Annotated in this window: 18 protein-coding genes and 2 pseudogenes; 14 read left to right on the forward strand and 6 right to left on the reverse strand. The window is 69.7% G+C overall.

Annotated elements, in window-relative coordinates; translation table 11 throughout:
• The first annotated feature begins 55 nt into the window (after positions 1-55).
• The gene (locus tag IE255_RS31645) at positions 56-640 is read left to right on the forward strand and encodes an acyl-CoA thioesterase (RefSeq protein WP_078945458.1); all 585 of its coding nucleotides are present in this window, start codon (positions 56-58) and stop codon (positions 638-640) included.
• Positions 641-665: 25 nt separating this feature from the next.
• On the opposite strand, the gene IE255_RS31650 is transcribed toward IE255_RS31645, so the two are convergent.
• The gene (locus tag IE255_RS31650) at positions 666-965 is read right to left on the reverse strand and encodes an ATP-binding protein (protein WP_229906676.1); all 300 of its coding nucleotides are present in this window, start codon (positions 963-965) and stop codon (positions 666-668) included.
• Between the two features lie 317 nt (positions 966-1,282).
• Here IE255_RS31650 and IE255_RS31655 point away from each other — a divergent pair, with 317 nt between their 5' ends.
• From IE255_RS31655 to IE255_RS39530, 9 genes and pseudogenes are all read left to right on the forward strand, one after another.
• Entirely contained in the window at positions 1,283-2,911 is a 1,629-nt protein-coding gene (locus IE255_RS31655) for a transposase (RefSeq protein WP_190053833.1), read from the forward strand.
• Positions 2,912-3,095: 184 nt separating this feature from the next.
• On the forward strand, positions 3,096-3,947 hold the full coding sequence (locus IE255_RS31660) for a helix-turn-helix domain-containing protein (RefSeq protein WP_190053834.1): 852 nt from the start codon (positions 3,096-3,098) through the stop codon (positions 3,945-3,947).
• A gap of 7 nt (positions 3,948-3,954) precedes the next feature.
• Positions 3,955-4,137 (forward strand): DUF397 domain-containing protein, encoded by a 183-nt coding sequence (locus IE255_RS31665; RefSeq protein WP_190053835.1) that lies wholly within the window; start codon positions 3,955-3,957, stop codon positions 4,135-4,137.
• A 50-nt stretch (positions 4,138-4,187) separates the two neighbouring features.
• Positions 4,188-4,703: a DUF6879 family protein gene (locus IE255_RS31670; protein WP_190054004.1), complete on the forward strand. Its 516-nt coding sequence runs from the start codon at positions 4,188-4,190 to the stop codon at positions 4,701-4,703.
• Between the two features lie 236 nt (positions 4,704-4,939).
• Positions 4,940-5,131 carry a hypothetical protein gene (locus IE255_RS31675; protein WP_190053836.1) on the forward strand — a complete coding sequence of 64 codons (192 nt, stop codon included), beginning with the start codon at positions 4,940-4,942 and terminating at the stop codon, positions 5,129-5,131.
• Positions 5,115-5,639, forward strand: coding sequence for a DUF6879 family protein (locus tag IE255_RS31680; RefSeq protein ID WP_190053837.1), 525 nt, complete (start codon positions 5,115-5,117; stop codon positions 5,637-5,639). The genes IE255_RS31675 and IE255_RS31680 overlap by 17 nt, the downstream gene beginning before the upstream one ends.
• On the forward strand, positions 5,636-6,466 hold the full coding sequence (locus tag IE255_RS31685) for a helix-turn-helix domain-containing protein (protein ID WP_229906677.1): 831 nt from the start codon (positions 5,636-5,638) through the stop codon (positions 6,464-6,466). The genes IE255_RS31680 and IE255_RS31685 overlap by 4 nt, the downstream gene beginning before the upstream one ends.
• A 335-nt stretch (positions 6,467-6,801) precedes the next feature.
• Positions 6,802-6,969, forward strand: a pseudogene (locus tag IE255_RS39525) (DUF397 domain-containing protein); the annotation flags it as partial.
• Between the two features lie 38 nt (positions 6,970-7,007).
• Positions 7,008-7,340 (forward strand): annotated as a pseudogene (locus IE255_RS39530) (hypothetical protein); the annotation flags it as partial.
• A 91-nt stretch (positions 7,341-7,431) separates the two neighbouring features.
• Here IE255_RS39530 and IE255_RS31690 read toward each other — a convergent pair.
• The gene (locus IE255_RS31690) at positions 7,432-8,589 is read right to left on the reverse strand and encodes an acyl-CoA dehydrogenase (protein ID WP_267975178.1); all 1,158 of its coding nucleotides are present in this window, start codon (positions 8,587-8,589) and stop codon (positions 7,432-7,434) included.
• Positions 8,590-8,774: 185 nt separating this feature from the next.
• Between IE255_RS31690 and IE255_RS31695 the strand changes: the two genes are divergently transcribed.
• On the forward strand, positions 8,775-10,118 hold the full coding sequence (locus IE255_RS31695; protein WP_190053839.1) for a UDP-glucose dehydrogenase family protein: 1,344 nt from the start codon (positions 8,775-8,777) through the stop codon (positions 10,116-10,118).
• A gap of 234 nt (positions 10,119-10,352) precedes the next feature.
• Here the strand turns inward: IE255_RS31695 and IE255_RS31700 are convergent, their stop codons facing one another.
• Positions 10,353-10,862, reverse strand: coding sequence for a CGNR zinc finger domain-containing protein (locus tag IE255_RS31700; RefSeq protein ID WP_190053840.1), 510 nt, complete (start codon positions 10,860-10,862; stop codon positions 10,353-10,355).
• A 165-nt stretch (positions 10,863-11,027) separates the two neighbouring features.
• On the opposite strand from IE255_RS31700, the gene IE255_RS31705 reads away from it, so the two are divergent.
• Positions 11,028-11,399, forward strand: coding sequence for a VOC family protein (locus tag IE255_RS31705; RefSeq protein WP_190053841.1), 372 nt, complete (start codon positions 11,028-11,030; stop codon positions 11,397-11,399).
• A gap of 14 nt (positions 11,400-11,413) precedes the next feature.
• Positions 11,414-11,806: a VOC family protein gene (locus tag IE255_RS31710; protein WP_190053842.1), complete on the forward strand. Its 393-nt coding sequence runs from the start codon at positions 11,414-11,416 to the stop codon at positions 11,804-11,806.
• Positions 11,807-11,838: 32 nt separating this feature from the next.
• Here IE255_RS31710 and IE255_RS31715 read toward each other — a convergent pair whose 3' ends face one another.
• Together IE255_RS31715 and IE255_RS31720 are read right to left on the reverse strand one after the other, a co-directional pair.
• Positions 11,839-12,969 (reverse strand): dipeptidase, encoded by a 1,131-nt coding sequence (locus tag IE255_RS31715; protein WP_190053843.1) that lies wholly within the window; start codon positions 12,967-12,969, stop codon positions 11,839-11,841.
• A gap of 105 nt (positions 12,970-13,074) precedes the next feature.
• Positions 13,075-13,434 (reverse strand): MerR family transcriptional regulator, encoded by a 360-nt coding sequence (locus IE255_RS31720; RefSeq protein WP_190053844.1) that lies wholly within the window; start codon positions 13,432-13,434, stop codon positions 13,075-13,077.
• A gap of 53 nt (positions 13,435-13,487) precedes the next feature.
• On the opposite strand from IE255_RS31720, the gene IE255_RS31725 reads away from it, so the two are divergent.
• Positions 13,488-14,630 carry an alkene reductase gene (locus tag IE255_RS31725; protein WP_190053845.1) on the forward strand — a complete coding sequence of 381 codons (1,143 nt, stop codon included), beginning with the start codon at positions 13,488-13,490 and terminating at the stop codon, positions 14,628-14,630.
• Here the strand turns inward: IE255_RS31725 and IE255_RS31730 are convergent.
• Positions 14,570-15,757, reverse strand: coding sequence for a dipeptidase (locus IE255_RS31730; protein WP_190053846.1), 1,188 nt, complete (start codon positions 15,755-15,757; stop codon positions 14,570-14,572). The genes IE255_RS31725 and IE255_RS31730 overlap by 61 nt on opposite strands.
• Positions 15,758-15,760: the final 3 nt, after the last annotated feature.

Below are 15,760 nucleotides of genomic sequence, written 5' to 3' on the forward strand. Positions count from 1 at the left end.
AGAGTCGTCGGAAAATCAGAGCACGGCTGTGGCGAAGCTGACACAAAACCCCCTCATGCCGCCTCGGCATAAGGTAGGGGCCATGACAGACCAGGCCCCAGCTGCGGATTCCGGCACTCCGGATATCCCGGGCAAGCCGACTTCGGCGTCCCGCACCACCCTCAGCCACATCATGACCCACAACGACACGAACCTTCTGGGGACCGTGCACGGCGGCGTGATCATGAAGCTGGTGGACGACGCGGCGGGTGCCGTGGCCGGGCGGCACTCCGGCGGGCCGGCCGTCACCGCGTCCATGGACGAGATGGCGTTCCTGGAGCCGGTCCGCGTCGGCGACCTCGTCCACGTCAAGGCACAGGTCAACTGGACCGGCCGGACGTCCATGGAGGTCGGCGTCCGGGTCCTGGCCGAACGCTGGAACGAGTCCGCGCCGCCCACGCAGGTCGGCTCCGCCTACCTCGTCTTCGCGGCCGTCGACGCCGACGGCAAGCCGCGCCGGGTCCCCCCGGTCCTCCCGGAGACCGAGCGTGACAAGCGCCGCTACCAGGAGGCCCAGATCCGCCGCACCCACCGCCTGGCCCGCCGCCGCGCGATCATGGAACTGCGGGAGAAGAGGGCGGCGGAGGGCTTCGAGGACTGACCTCTGCGGACGGAGCCGGGGAGGCTCACCTGCCCGTCTCGAACCAGAGCAGCTTCCCGGCACGACGGTCGAGCGGACCGTCGCCGAGCGCTACGCCACCCCAGCAGTCGGCGTACTCCTGCACGAGCCTCAGTCCACGCCCCCCGTCGGCGCCCACCGGAGCGAGCGGCACGCGGTCGTGGGGCGACCGTCCAAAGGGTGCGGGAACGCGGGGATGACTGTCCCAGACCCCGACACGCAGACGTCCGTCGGCGAGCGCGGTCAGGCGGAGCGAGGCGGGGCCGTCGGTGTGCAGGTAGGCGTTGGTGACCATCTCGGACGTCACAGCTCGACGGCGTCGAGGACTTCATGCCTGCCGTGGCTGTCCAGCACGGACCGTACGGTCATACGTGCGACGCGTGCCGCGCGGGGTCGCGGGGGAGGCGGAGGGCGTACGACCAGGTGTGGGGCGGGGGTTGCGAGCTGTTGCTGGTTGAGTGCGTATGAGCGCGTTCTGGCGTGCGTAAGTGAGTATCCGGTTGCGGCGTGCGCCGTTTTGCGGGGAGGGAACGGGAGTTCCCGGATCGAATGCGTGACCTTTTCACGGGTGGGGTCGTTGGGTGGGTGACAGGCGTGCCCGGGGTGTGGGTAAGGGGGGTCGGGGTGAGTGTGCCGCGTGGGCTTTCGGCGCCGTTCGTCGTCCTAGGCCCGTCCGGGGTGGCGATCCGTACCCGGCTCAAGGGCCTCACCGTGAGGGACGAGGAGGTACTGAGGCTGGTCGGCGCGCATCTGGGGTCGCTGGCCTCCCGCGACCTGAAGCAGCGCTGCGCCGAGGGGCTGGAGCACTCCACGGACACATGGGCGCAGCGCAAGCGCGCTCTGAGCGGGGAGTCCTCCTCGCGGTGGGCAGGCAGTATCACCAAGGCGACGCATGATCAGTGGGCGCTGTCGCGGCGTGCGCAACTCGCCCACATCCAGGGCCTGGAAGCCGGGGTGCGCATGATCGCGCACCGGTTGTCGTTGCCGGTGGGTGAGAAGGGCACCAAGCGGGCGCCGGGCGGCTACCGGAGCCGGCAGGAGTGGTTCGCCAAGACACGTCGCCTGCACCTTCTGGAAGACCGGCTCGCCGCCGAGCGTGCCGACCGCGAAGCCGGGCGGGTGCGCGTGGTACGAGGCGGGAAGCACCTGGCGCGCAACCGTCACCACCTCGACCAGGCGCAGCTCACCGAGGCCGCATGGCGCCAGCGGTGGGAAGCGTCGCGCTGGTTCCTCCAGGCCGACGGGGAGAGCGGGAAGCGGTTCGGGAACGAGACGATCCGCATCGCGCCGGACGGTGAGGTCAGCATCAAGCTCCCCACGCCGCTGGCACATCTGGCGAACGCCCGGCACGGCCGGTACGTCCTCACCGGCACCGTCGCCTTCCACCACCGGAGCGCGCAGTGGGCCGACCGTGTGGCGACGAACCGGGCCGTGGCCTACCGCATCCACCTCGACACCGACCGGAACCGCTGGTACATCACCGCCTCGTGGACCATCCCGCCGACTCTGACCGTTGCGCTGGCTCAGGCCCGTGCCGGCGGGGTGATCGGCGTCGATACCAACGCCGATCACCTCGCGGCATGGCGCCTGGACGAACACGGCAACCCCGTCGGCGACCCGCGCCGGTTCTTCTTCGACCTCGACGGACCCGCCACCTACCGCGACGCCCAGGTACGGCACGCACTGATCTGCCTGCTGCACTGGGCCAAGCGTCACGGCCTGAGTATCGCGATCGAGGATCTGGACTTCCAGGCGGAGACGACCCGGGAGAAGCACGGCAGACGGAAGCGGTTCCGCAAGCTGATCTCCGGCATGCCCGTGTCCAAGCTGAGGGCACGGCTGGTGTCGATGGCAGCCGAACTCGGCATCACCATCGTGGCCGTCGACCCGGCCTACACCTCAAAGTGGGGCGCCCAGCACTGGCAGAAACCCCTCACCAGCAACAAACGCGCCACCACCCGGCATGATGCCGCCGCGGTGGCGATCGGAAGGCGCGCCCTCGGGCACCCGATCCGGCGACGGACGGCACCGCCCCGCACCCACCAGAGCGATGGGTGCGGGCATCGGACCGCCCAGGCCGGACCGGGCGCCCCGGGGCGTGAGGAAACCCGCCCCCGCATTCCCGGACCACGGACACGATCCGTGCGCACCGGATGCGGAGCGAACGCGGGGGACCAGGATGCCCAACACCGTTCGGGGCGTCCGGCTGAGCACGGGTTCTGGCAACAGGACTCACTCCCGCTCGGTCTTTAGGAACGGTACGGTGCGCATGGAGACCTCCAGAGGTCGCTTCTGGCTTACAGGTGCGGGGAGTTGGGCTGTGTGGCGCTACGCTAGCGCAGCGTTGAGATACTTCTCAGTAAACGTCGAGAAGTGCACCAGCGATTACCTCGTGTGAGGTACCTGAGCGCCGCGCCGCTGCCGGAGAGGAGGCCCCTTGCCATCCGCCAGCACGCCCACCCTGCGACAACGGCGCCTAGGTGCTGAACTGCGCAAGCTTCGCGAGCGCGCGGGGCTGACGGCCACCGGCGCGGCCGCGAGGCTCGGCGTCAACCAAGGTCGGGTCAGCATGATCGAGACAGGGCGCAGCCCCCTCAGTGCCGACCGCGTCCGCTCACTCGCACGCGCCTACGACTGCGGAGACCCGCGCCTCGTGGACGCACTTGCCGCGATGGCGCAACGCCAGACGCGCGGCTGGTGGGACAGCTACCGCGACCATCTGCCGGTAGGGCTCATCGACCTCGCCGAACTGGAACACCACGCGGCAGCCCTGCGCGTTGCCCTGGTTATTCACATCCCCGCCCTGCTCCAGACCACCGACCACGCCCGCGCCCTCTTCAGGGAGGCGGTGCCCGCACTGCGGCAGTACGAGATCGAGCACCGCGTCAGCCACCGGATCAAGCGGCAGGGAATCCTCCACCGTGAGGACCCGCCCCCGTACACGGCCGTGATCCATGAGTGCGCTCTGCACATGGGGTACGGCGGCCCCGCAACCGTGCGCGCTCAGCTCCAGCACCTCCTGGACATGAGCGAGCTGGACCACGTCACCGTGAGGGTTATCCCGTTCGGCAAGGGCTCCTTTCCTGGCACAGGACAGTCCGTCGACTATCTGGTCGGGCCGGTTCCTCAGCTGGACACTGTTCAGCTGGACACCCATCACGGGTGCGAGTTCCTGGACGCCGAGGCCCAGTTGGACAAGTACCGTCTCGTACTCGACCGCATGGAGGCGAACGCCCTCAAACCCGCAGAGTCACGTGACCTGATCCACCGCATCGTCCAGACCGTCTGAGGGAATCATGTCCGAACTCCACTGGCAGAAGTCCACTTACAGCCCCGACGCCTCGAACTGCGTCGAGATAGCCACCACCCCCACCGCCGTTCACATCCGCGACTCCAAGCACCCGGCCAGCCCCCGCCTCACGCTCCGGCCCACTGCTTGGGCGGGCTTCCTCTCACTCACGGCGCCCGCGAAGCGGTAATCCCCTGAAGCGCAGGATGCACTTCGTCCCGGAGGTGAAGAACGTTGGCGGTGCCGAAACTTGAGGACCGGCTACGGCGCTGCACCCGTTCCGCCGTCCATCTGGAGATGCGCGACGAGTACATGCGCTCCGACGCTCGGTTCGTCGCCTGGCAGAACGGTGTCCGTCGCGATCCCGCCGACAGCGACCCGCTGCGTCGGCCATGGCTACGGCTCGTCGCCGACCTCGTGGCCCAAGGGGTTGACGTGCGCAGGGCCCGGATCGTGTCGGAGCCCGTGTCGGACTACATCCGGTTCGAGCACCACCTGACCGGCCCCAACGTGGAGGCAGGCGAGCAAGTGCGCTGGCTGCCCCGCCGTCGCGCATCAGGCCTGGCCCTGCCCGGCAACGACTTCTGGCTCTTCGACGACAGCTCGGTTGTCTTCCACCACTTCGCCGGCGATGGCGAACTTGCGCCTGACGACGAGGAGTTCACTGACGATCCGGTCGTCGTGAAGCTGTGCGCGGATGCTTTCGAGACCGTCTGGGACCTCGCGGTGCCGCACGAGACCTACAAGCTCACCTGACCCACAACCTCCAGCGTGACTGTCTCGCCGCTCGTGATCGCCAGCAGTCTGCTCAGGTGGGCCCGGCACTGGTGGCAGGCTCCCCGGCCGGCGGGAGAGGTGGCCCAGCCTCCGGGCAGGTTACGCGGTTTCCCGTTCCGTCAAGCGTGATCGCTTGACCCGCGCACCGCGGCCTCGGGAGCATCAGCTCCAGATGCGGGGAACTGACGGCACCACGGAAGAGGGGAACCCGGACTATGAAGGTCACCAAGCTGGTCAGCACGTGTGATGTCACGGAATGTCCGACGATCTACGCGACCGATCGCGGCACCCTGCTGATTCAGGGCGAGACTCCGACCGGCCGCGGGCTACAGATCCCTGCTCACGAAACCCTGGTAGAGATCCCGATGGAACTGATCCAGAAGGCCATCCGTGACGACCTCATCTAGGACACTCCAGGACCTCTTCGGTACGTTCGAGCGTGAGGCGTTCCGGCTGGAAACCCTCGACGACTACAGCAAGTCCGGGAACATCGGCGCCTATTACGCGTTCCTGGCGGGGGAACCACAGCCGGACGACTATAACGCGGGCTGGGTCGAGGAACTTCGCTCCCACACCGGTAAAGGGAAACGGATCTATCGGGTTCACATTCTGCGTCGCCCGCTCACGGACTATCTCAGGTTTGAACTCGGGTGGGGTTACCAGAAGAACATGTCGGGGGGAGAGGAGTTCTTCATTCTGGACATCACTGACAGGCCGAACCCCTTGGAGAACGTGCCTGACTTCTGGCTCTTCGACTCCGAGTCCGCAGCCGTGATGACCTACGACGGCGCGGGAAAGTACCTGGGTTCGCAAGTTCTACCGCCGGAACGAACGGCAGAATTCGTCGGGCACCGTGACGCGGCACTCGCCCACGCCGAGCCGTTCACCGAATGGTGGGCCAAGTACGGGGCGTGAACAGAGCGCAACTCGGGGCTGCGCTGCGGGCCCTGCGGGTGACCTCCGGCAAGGAGGCCAAAGCAGTGGCCCGCAGCGCCCTCATGTCTCCGTCCAAGCTGTCCAAGATCGAAAACGGGAAACTCGCGGCAAGCGCGGCAGATGTAGAGCGCATCCTGACCGCCATCGGCGTCTCGGACGAGGTCAAGGCCGAGTACAGCGAGGTCGCCCGCGCGTCGGCCACGGAAGCGACGGCATGGCGGCTTCTCAAGCGCATCGGGGTCCACAAAGGCCAGCAAGCGGCCAAGGCCCTTGAAGCGCAGATGTCCATGTTGCGGCTGTTCCAACCGGCGCTGGTGCCGGGGTTGCTTCAGACGCCGGAGTACATCCGAGCCGTCCTCCAGCGGCATAATCTCAGTGCAGACTCTCTCACCCGAACGATCAGCGGCAGGCTCGAACGCCAGGCGGTTCTCTACGACAACACCAAGTCGCTGCGGTTCATCATCACTGAACCGGTCCTACGGTGGCGCATTGTCCCGTCGCAGATGATGGCAGCACAGCTTGACCGCATCCTCTCCATTTCCCGCCTCTCTCATGTGGACATCCGGATAGTCCCGCTCGGGATTCAGCAGCACGATATTGCGAACCATGCCTTCGTCATCCGCGACGACCGAATGGTCACGGTCGAGACCATCCACGCTGAGGTAGTCGTGACGGACCCCAGGGACGTAGGTATCTACGTCGATAAATTCCACGGCTTCGAACGGGTGGCGCTGTCCGGTGACGACATGCGACGCCTGGTCGAGGGAATCCGCGACGAGTTCTTGCGGGAACAGGAAACAGACTAGAGCCGCATCCCCGAACCCGTCGAAGATGGCGCCATGGAGAGCGAAGAGAGAACTTCCGGTCCTGAGAGCCGGACCACGGTAGGGACGTGCTCGTCGGAGCCGCACGCTGAGCCGTCGCCCAAACCTGGTTGCTCTATCTGCCTGTCCTTCTCGGTAGCCCGGGACAACGCCCGTTCGAGAATTGACTACAGCGCTGTGTCCGACGCCAACGTGAGGATGCGCAGGCATCAGAGGGAAGCGCACTGAGTGAGCGAGTGCAGCGACACCTGCGGCCGATGACCGCCCCAGTCACTGAGTCTTACGGCTGCCTCTCCCCCTAAAACGGGGCCTCCTTCGTGAAGCCGTGCGGCGGCCCTTGCACGGAGGGGTGCGTGACCCTGGCCCGGATCGGCGAGGACGCGTGGGCCCTGGGTGACAGCAAGCGGCCGGACGCGCAGCCGCTGCGGTTCAACACGGCGGAGCTGACGGCGGCCGGCATCGACCTGGCGCGATTCGGCCTGAGCGCCTGGCCCTTCCCCTCCCCCACCGGTCCCGGTTCCTCGTGGAGCCGGGACCGGCCCCTCTTTCATCGACGTTCAGCGGGGATTACTGGTTGCGTCGGCCTCCGCATCCTGAGCCGCCGCCGGCTGGAAGCAAGCCTGAACAGATCCAGCGGTATCGCGAGGTGGCAGCCGAGTTCCCCACCTCTGATCTGCCGCCCATCGAAACGGCGTACTGGCTCATCAAGCCCCGTTCCCTGGTTCGTGGCACCTGGGAGGAGGCAAAGGAAGCCGCAGCCTGGCTCGGGGAGCGGCTGGCCGAGCACGCACATCGGTTCGCCTCGTCACACGACCGGGACACCACCCGACTGGTCGCTCTCGTCAACTCCGCCGCTCGATGCCCGAAGTCGGCTGTCCTGGCAGGTGACTGGGAGCAGGCGAGAAGCCCCGATCCGATCGGGTCGGTCGGGGCTTCTCATCGGGTCGTTACGGCAGGTTGCGGGCCATGACGATCCGCTGGACCTGGTTCGTGCCCTCGTAGATCTGCGTGATCTTGGCGTCGCGCATCATGCGCTCGACCGGGTAGTCACGGGTGTAGCCGTACCCGCCCAGGAGCTGGACCGCGTCCGTCGTGACCTCCATCGCCACGTCCGAGGCGAAGCACTTGGCCGCGGCACCCTGGTACGTGAGGTCGGCGTCGCCGCGCTGGGACGCGGCGGCGGCCTGGTAGGTCAGGGCGCGGGCGGCCGAGATCTTCATGGCCATGTCGGCGAGCATGAACTGGATGCCCTGGAAGTCGGCGATCGGCTTGCCGAACTGCTTGCGCTCCTTGACGTAGCCCTTGGCGTAGTCGAGGGCGCCCTGGGCGATGCCGAGGGCCTGGGCGGCGATCGTGATGCGGGTGTGGTCCAGGGTCTTCATGGCTGTCGCGAAACCCGTGCCCTCCTCGCCGATCATGCGGTCGGCGGGGATGCGGACGTTGTCGAGGTAGACCTCGCGGGTCGGGGAGCCCTTGATGCCGAGCTTCTTCTCGGGGGCGCCGAAGGAGACGCCCTCGTCGGACTTCTCGACGACGAAGGCGGAGATGCCCTTGGAGCGCTTCTCCGGGTCCGTGACGGCCATCACCGTGTAGTACTCGGACTCGCCCGCGTTGGTGATCCAGCGCTTCACGCCGTTGAGGACGTAGAAGTCGCCGTCGCGGACGGCCTTCGTCTTCATGCCGGCGGCGTCGGAGCCGGCGTCCGGCTCGGACAGGCAGTACGAGAACATGCCGTCGCCCTTGGCGAGCGGGGCCATGTACTTCTTCTTCAGCTCCTCGGAGCCGGAGAGGATCACCGGGAGCGAGCCCAGCTTGTTCACCGCGGGTATGAGGGAGGACGAGGCGCAGACGCGTGCGACCTCTTCGATCACTATGACGGTCGCCAGCGCGTCGGCGCCCGAGCCGCCGTACTCCTCGGGGACGTGCACGGCGTGCAGGTCGTTCGCCACCAGCGCTTCGAGCGCCTCGCGCGGGAAGCGGGCCTCCTCGTCCACCGCGGCGGCGTACGGCGCGATCTTCGCCTCGGCCAGCGAGCGGACGGCGTCACGGAGCATGTCGTGCTCCTCGGACGGGCGGTACAGGTCGAAGTCAGCCGATCCGGCCAAGGTCTCTCACGCTCCAAAACGCTGCGATGGTGACGCTAACTACCGTTAAGTAATCAAAAGTTTATGGGGTCGCCCACGGGAGTGATACGTGAGCTAGGCGACAGCGGGAAAGTTGCCCCGTGAAGCGCGCTCCCATGCCCCGGCTATGCTCGGGCGCGCACCTGCCGTAGACCCCTGGAGCACCCATGGCCCTGAAGATCACCGTGATCGGCACCGGTTATCTCGGCGCGACACACGCGGCGGCCATGGCCGAGCTGGGCTTCGAAGTGCTCGCCCTCGACGTCGTGCCCGAGAAGATCGAGAAGCTGGAGCGCGGCGAGGCCCCGATGTACGAGCCGGGGCTCGATGAGCTGCTGCGCAAGCACGTCGCCGGGTTCGAGGACTCCAGCGGGCGGCTGCGCTTCACCCAGGACTGGGCCGAGCTCGGCGCCTTCGGCGATGTGCACTTCGTCTGCGTGAACACCCCGCAGCGGCACGGCGAGTACGCCTCCGACATGAGTTACGTCGACTCCGCGTTCGCCTCGCTCGCCCCGCATCTGCACGGTCCCGCCCTGGTCGTCGGCAAGTCGACCGTGCCCGTCGGCACCGCCGACCGGCTGGCGGCGTACCTGGCCGCGCACGCGCCCGCCGGGGAGGACGCCGAGCTGGCGTGGAACCCGGAGTTCCTGCGCGAGGGCTTCGCCGTCAAGGACACGCTGCACCCCGACCGGATCGTGGTGGGCGTGCGCAGCGAGCGGGCCGAGAAGCTGCTGCGGGAGGTGTACGCCACGCCGATCGCGGAGGGATCGCCGTTCGTCATCACGGACTTCCCGACCGCCGAGCTGGTGAAGACCTCCGCGAACTCCTTCCTCGCCACGAAGATCTCCTTCATCAACGCCATGGCGGAGGTGTGCGAGGCCGCGGGCGGTGATGTCGCCAAGCTGGCGGAGGCCATCGGCTACGACGACCGGATCGGGAAAAAGTTCCTGCGGGCCGGGATCGGGTTCGGTGGCGGATGTCTGCCGAAGGACATCCGGGCGTTCATGGCGCGCGCCGGTGAGCTGGGCGCGGACCAGGCGCTGACGTTCCTGCGGGAGATCGACTCGATCAACATGCGCCAGCGCGGGCAGATGGTGGAGCTGGCCCGGCAGGCGCTGGGCGGCGGGCCGTTCCTGGGCAAGCGGGTGGGCGTGCTGGGCGCGACCTTCAAGCCCGACTCGGACGACGTGCGGGACTCCCCCGCACTGAACGTGGCCGGGCAGATCCATCTCCAGGGCGGCCAGGTCACGGTGTACGACCCGAAGGGCATGGACAACGCGCGCCGGGTCTTCCCGACGCTCGGCTACGCCGACTCGGCGCTGGACGCCGTGCGCGGCGCCGACATCGTGCTGCATCTGACGGAGTGGCGGGAGTTCCGCGAGCTGGACGAGGAGGCGCTCGGCGAGGTCGCGGCGGCCCGGGTCATCCTGGACGGCCGCAACGCCCTCGACCCGGAGCGCTGGCGCAAGGCGGGCTGGACGTACCGGGCGATGGGGCGTCCCAAGGCCTGAGCGCGCAGAGGCGCGAGAGCAGGCGACGCCGGTTCGGCCGAGGCTCAGTCGGCCGAACCGGCGTCTTGTTGCATTCTGCCCCACCGGGCGCGCGTGCGGGGCGCCCCAGGGATCCTGGCGCTACGAGCGTCCGATGAGGTCGCGTGGTCCGGAACCGTGCAACGCGGCGAGGTGCGGTGGCAAGGCGGTGACCGTCAGGCCGCGCGGCCCGGGCGCTCATCGTGCAAGGACCCCTCAGGCTCCCTTGGCCCGGTAGCGGCGCATCTTCGCCCTGGCCCCGCACACCCGCATGGAGCACCAGCGGCCGCGGCCGGCCGGGCTGCGGTCGTAGTAGGCCCAGTGGCAGTCGGTGGCCTCGCAGGCCTTGAGGCGGGTCCAGGTGCCGGCGACCAGGGCCTCGGCGACGGCGGCGGCCACGCGCGCGTACAGGGAGCGGTCGTCGGCGGGGGTCAGGGCGGCCGAGCCGTCCGCGGGGTCGACCGTGACGACGAGGGGTGCCGCGGCGAGGAGGTCGCCGAGCGGGGTGACCTCGCGGTGGGGCGGGTGGCCGGCGTGGGCGAGGAGGACCGCGCGCAGTGACTCGCGCAGGGCGCGGGCCTGTTCGGTCTCGTCGTCCCCGGTGATCCCGAAGCGCGCCCGGGCCGCCGGCGTGTCCAGCGCGTCGGCGCCCGACTCGATGTCCAGCGTGTTCACCAGGGCCTCGACCAGGGCCAGGCCGCCGGGTGCGGGCGATCTCTCCGTCATGCCTGGACCGTACCTTCCGCTATTCCCCTTGCGAGGTTACCGCCTATGGGGGAGCATGTAGTAACGGTTACCGGTTACCCGGTCTTTGTAGGTAACAGTGACTGTAGGTAACAGTGACTGTGGGTAACAGCGACTGTGGGTAACAGCGACTTCGAGGAGGAAGTCATGGCTCTCGCCAAGATGGGTGTCGTCGTCCTGGACTGTCCCGACCCGCGGGCACTGGCGGGCTTCTACGCCGAGGTGCTCGGCGGCACGCCGGCGGTGCAGACCGACGGGGAGGAGGAGTGGGTCGACCTGAAGGTGCCGGGCGGACCGGCGCTGGCCTTCCAGGCCGCCCCCGGGTACGTGCCGCCGCAGTGGCCGTCGCCCGAGCACTCGCAGCAGTTCCACCTCGACCTGACTGTGGAGGACCTGGACGCGGCCGAGAAGGGCGTGCTGGCGCTCGGCGCGAAGCCGCTGGACGCGGAGGACCGGGAGCGGACCTTCCGGGTTTACGCCGACCCGGCCGGGCACCCGTTCTGCCTCTGCGCCTGCTGAGTCCGGGAGGCTCCATGTCCGCTGTGGCACGTTTCCGTTCCGTGGTCGTCGACTGCCCCGACCCGCGCGAGCTGGCCCGCTTCTATGCGCAGGTCGGGGGCGGCACGCCGGAGGACGACGACCCCGACTGGGTGGTGCTGCGGATCCCCGACGGGCCGCGGCTCGCCTTCCAGCGCTCCCCCGAATACACCCCGCCGGAGTGGCCGCGCTCCGACCGCAACGCCCAGCAGTTCCATCTGGACTTCGACGCCGGGTCGACCTGGGACGAGATCGACGCGGCCGAGGAGCGGGTGCTGGCGCTGGGGGCGCGGGTGCTGGACCGGGAGGACTACGAGAAGAAGGACTTCCGGGTGTATGCCGACCCGGTGGGGCATCCGTTCTGCCTGTGCCGGATCGAGCACGGCTGACACCAACACCACGGCTGACACCGCCGGGTTCGCTACCCGTCCAGCTCCGCGATCGTCGCCGTCGACGGCTCGCGGCGCTGCTGGGCCGCGCGGGCCGTGAAGTCGGCGCCGCGCAGCACGCGCTGGACGTTGCCCCAGGTCAACAGGGCCACATCGCCCTCGTCCCAGCCGCGTCGGAGCAGCTCGGCGATCAGCCGCGGATAGCAGGAGGCGTCGCCGAGCTCCTGCGGGTGGGCGGCTCCGGAGTCGTAGGTGCCGGACAGCCCGACGCAGTGTGCTCCGGCGACCTCGCGGATGTGGTCGAGGTGGTCGGCGACGTCGCGGACGGTGGGGCCGGTCTGCTCGGCGGTCAGCGGCACCAGGCACAGCCCCTTGGCCTCGCCCAGCTCCGCCAGCAGGTCGTCGGGGAGGTTGACCGGGTGGGGGCGGATGGCCCGGGCGGCGGAGCGGCTGCACAGCACGGGTGCCCGGGAGAGGCTCAGGACGCGGCGGACGGTCTGCGGTGAGGCGCCGGAGAGGTCCGCGATCACGCCGAGCCGGTTCATCTCACGCACGACTTCCTCGCCGAACCGGGTCAGCCCCGCCTCGCTCGCCCAGGACACCCCGGTCAGGGTCAGCACGCGCAGGCCGAGCAGGTGCAGCTGGCGCAGGATGCCCAGCGAGTCGCCGACGGCGGACGCCCCGGCGGGGCCGAGGAGCACGGCGACCCGGCCGCAGTTGCGGGCGTCCGCGACCTGCCCGGCCGTACAGGCGGGCCGCAGGCCCTCGTCGCAGGTGCGGACGACGGCCTTCGCCAGGTCCAGCTGCTCCAGGGTGGCGCCGACGGCCCGGTCGCCGTCGAGGCCCTCGGGCAGGTGCAGCGACCAGAACAGGGCGCCCACCCGTCCGCTGCGCAGCCGGGGCACGTCCGTGTCGACGCTGATCTCGCCGAGCTCCAGGTCGTAGTAGGACAGGCGCTTGAGCGCCCAGGGCAGTCCGTTGTAGCCGTCGGCGACGGGGTGCGCGGCGAGGATGGCGTGGGCCCGGGTCAGGGGCTCGTCGTCCGGGTCGGAGACGGGCTCGTACGATTCCGCCGCGACGGCCTCCTCGGGGTACGGCTCGGCCAGGTCGTCGAGTTCACCGGCCGCGACGGTGGGGCGCAGGTCGTCCTGGAGGTCTGCCATGGCGGCTCCGTACGGTCGTCGTGCAGTACGGTCACCGTCACACGGAGGCGTGGGCTGTTCCTGGTGGGAGGCGCGTTCGGGGTACGGCCTCGCACGGCCGCGCGGTCAGGGCAGCCGGGCCGCCTCGATCACCTCGTCCAGGGTGTCCCGGGAGCGGACCAGGTCGGCGATCATGCGGTCGATGCGGGCGCGCTCGGCGGTGAGTTCGGCGACCAGGCTGGGCGTGGCGCGGGCCGAGGGCCCGCCGTCCGTGTCCCGCATGCACGGCAGCAGCTGGACGATCTTCTCGCTGCACAGTCCCGCCGCGAACAGCTCCTGGATCCGGATCACCCGGTCCACGGCCGCCTCCGGGTACTCCCGGTGCCCGCCGGGCGTCCGCTCGGCCGTGAGCATCCCCTGCTGCTCGTAGTAGCGCAGCGACCGCTCGCTCACGCCCGTGCGCCGGGCCAGTTCTCCGATCCGCACGTCCCGCTCCCGGACTTGAATCTGACATGCGTGTCAGGTTCTAGCGTACGGGCATGACGCAGCACACGACAGCACTCTTCGAACCGGCTCGTCTGCCCGGGCTGGATCTGCCCAACCGTCTGGTGATGGCCCCGCTGACCCGGAACCGGGCCGAGGCCGACGGCACGCCGACCCCGCTGATGGCCACGTACTACGCCCAGCGCGCCTCCGCCGGGCTGATCATCGCCGAGGCCGCGACGCCGAACGCGGTCGGGCAGACGTACCCGAACATCACCGCCGTCCACAGCCCGGCGCACGTGGCCGGCTGGCGGCGGGTCACGGACGCGGTCCGGGAGGCGGGCGGACGGATGTTCCTCCAGCTCCAGCACGGCGGCCGGGTCGGCCACCCCGCGACCAGCGGGCTGACGCCCCTCGCGCCCTCGCCCGTACCGCTCCCCGAGACGATCTTCACGCCGGAGGGTCACCGGCCTGCCGCCGTGCCGAGGGAGATGACCGCCGAGGACATCCGCACCACGATCGCGGACTTCGCGAAGGCCGCCCGCAACGCGCTGGACGCCGGGTTCGAGGGCGTGGAGGTGCACTCCGCCAACGGCCATCTGCTGCACCAGTTCCTCGCCCGCAACACCAACCTGCGCACCGACGGCTACGGCGGACCGGTCGCCGCCCGGATCCGGTTCACGGCCGAGGTGACCGAGGCCGTGGCCGCCGAGATCGGGGCCGGGCGGGTGGGGCTCAGGGTCTCCCCCGGCAACACCGTCAACGGCATCGAGGAGGGCGAGACGGAGGAGCTCTACCCGGCGCTCGTCGAGCGGCTCGGCGGGCTGGGGCTCGCCTATCTGCACCTGGGGTACGCCGACCCGGAGACGGCGGTGTACCGGAAGGTGCGCGCCGCCTGGCCGGGCGTGCTCATCGGCAACCCGGTGCTGAAGGAGATCTCCACGGACGCGGTGCACCGGGCGTCCGAGGCGCTGCTGGCCGCCGGGGCCGACCTGATCGCGCTCGGCCGGCCCTTCCTCGCCAACCCCGATCTTGTGACGCGGCTGCGGCTCGGCGCGCCGCTGAACGAGATGCGCGACCGGTACTTCATGTATGTGGGCGGGGCGACCGGCTACACCGACTACCCCGCCCTCGACGCTCAGCCGCCGGCCGCGTCGAGCGACTCGATCGTGGCGTTCGACGGCGGCCGCGTCTGCTGAAGCCCCCGGGCCACGGACTCCGCCGCGTCCAGCACCCGCACCGCGTTCTTCCAGGTCAGCTTGGCGAGGTCGGCCTTCGACCAGCCGCGGTCCAGCAGCTCCGCGATCAGGTTCGGGTAGCCGGAGACGTCGTCGAGGCCGTCGGGGGTGAACGCCGTGCCGTCGTAGTCGCCGCCGATGCCGAGGTGGTCGATGCCGGCCGCCTCGCGCATGTGGTCCAGGTGGTCGGCGACCGTCGCCACGGTCGCGACCGGGCGCGGGTGCCGCTCCTCGAAGGCGCGGTGGACCTTCATGGCCTCCGGGGTGGTGTCGAGGTGGTGGAAGCCGTGGGCGCGCATGTTCTCGTCGGCCGCGGCGGTCCAGTCGACGGCGGCCTGGAGCACGAACTTCGGTACGAACGTCACCATCGCGACACCGCCGTTGGCGGGCAGCCGCTCCAGGACGTCGTCCGGGATGTTGCGCGGGTGGTCGCACACGGCCCGGGCGGAGGAGTGGGAGAAGATCACCGGGGCGGAACTGGCGTCGAGCGCGTCCCGCATGGTCGTCGCGGCCACGTGGGAGAGGTCGACGAGCATGCCGAGCCGGTTCATCTCCCGTACGACCTCGCGGCCGAACGCGGTGAGACCCCCGGCCCTCGGCTCGTCGGTCGCGGAGTCCGCCCAGTCCACGTTGTCGTTGTGGGTGAGCGTCAGATAGCGCACGCCGAGCGCGTACAGGCCGCGCAGGGTGCCCAGGGAGTTGGCGATGGAGTGGCCGCCCTCCGCGCCCATGAGGGAGGCGATACGGCCCTCGCGGCGTACGGCCTCCATGTCGGCGGCCGTCAGCGCGGAGCGCAGGTCCTCCGGGTGGCGGTCGATCAACTGCCGTACGCAGTCGATCTGTTCGAGGGTGGCCGCGACCGGGTCGGGCGAGTCCGTGCGGACGTACACCGACCAGTACTGCGCACCGACCCCGCCCGCGCGCAGCCGCGGGATGTCCGTGTGCAGATGGCCGGCCTGGTCGGCGGCGATGTCGCGGGCGTCGAGGTCGTAGCGGACCTGCTCGCGCAGCGCCCAGGGCAGGTCGTTGTGCCCGTCGGCGACGGGGAACTCGGCGAGGAGCGCGCGGGCGTCGTCGAGGGACGTCATGGG

The sequence above is a fragment of the Streptomyces lomondensis genome (assembly GCF_014651035.1).
Taxonomy (GTDB): Bacteria; Actinomycetota; Actinomycetes; order Streptomycetales; family Streptomycetaceae; genus Streptomyces; species Streptomyces lomondensis.

Bases quoted from the DNA above. Each gene is read 5' to 3' on its own strand.
- IE255_RS31645 (WP_078945458.1), top strand. From the start codon at position 56: ATGCCGCCTCGGCATAAGGTAGGGGCCATGACAGACCAGGCCCCAGCT.
- IE255_RS31665 (WP_190053835.1), top strand. From the start codon at position 3,955: ATGTCCGAACTCCACTGGCAGAAGTCCACTTACAGCCCCGACGCCTCG.
- IE255_RS31675 (WP_190053836.1), top strand. From the start codon at position 4,940: ATGAAGGTCACCAAGCTGGTCAGCACGTGTGATGTCACGGAATGTCCG.
- IE255_RS31695 (WP_190053839.1), top strand. From the start codon at position 8,775: ATGGCCCTGAAGATCACCGTGATCGGCACCGGTTATCTCGGCGCGACA.
- IE255_RS31700 (WP_190053840.1), bottom strand. From the start codon at position 10,862: ATGACGGAGAGATCGCCCGCACCCGGCGGCCTGGCCCTGGTCGAGGCC.
- IE255_RS31705 (WP_190053841.1), top strand. From the start codon at position 11,028: ATGGCTCTCGCCAAGATGGGTGTCGTCGTCCTGGACTGTCCCGACCCG.
- IE255_RS31710 (WP_190053842.1), top strand. From the start codon at position 11,414: ATGTCCGCTGTGGCACGTTTCCGTTCCGTGGTCGTCGACTGCCCCGAC.
- IE255_RS31715 (WP_190053843.1), bottom strand. From the start codon at position 12,969: ATGGCAGACCTCCAGGACGACCTGCGCCCCACCGTCGCGGCCGGTGAA.
- IE255_RS31725 (WP_190053845.1), top strand. From the start codon at position 13,488: ATGACGCAGCACACGACAGCACTCTTCGAACCGGCTCGTCTGCCCGGG.
- IE255_RS31730 (WP_190053846.1), bottom strand. From the start codon at position 15,757: ATGACGTCCCTCGACGACGCCCGCGCGCTCCTCGCCGAGTTCCCCGTC.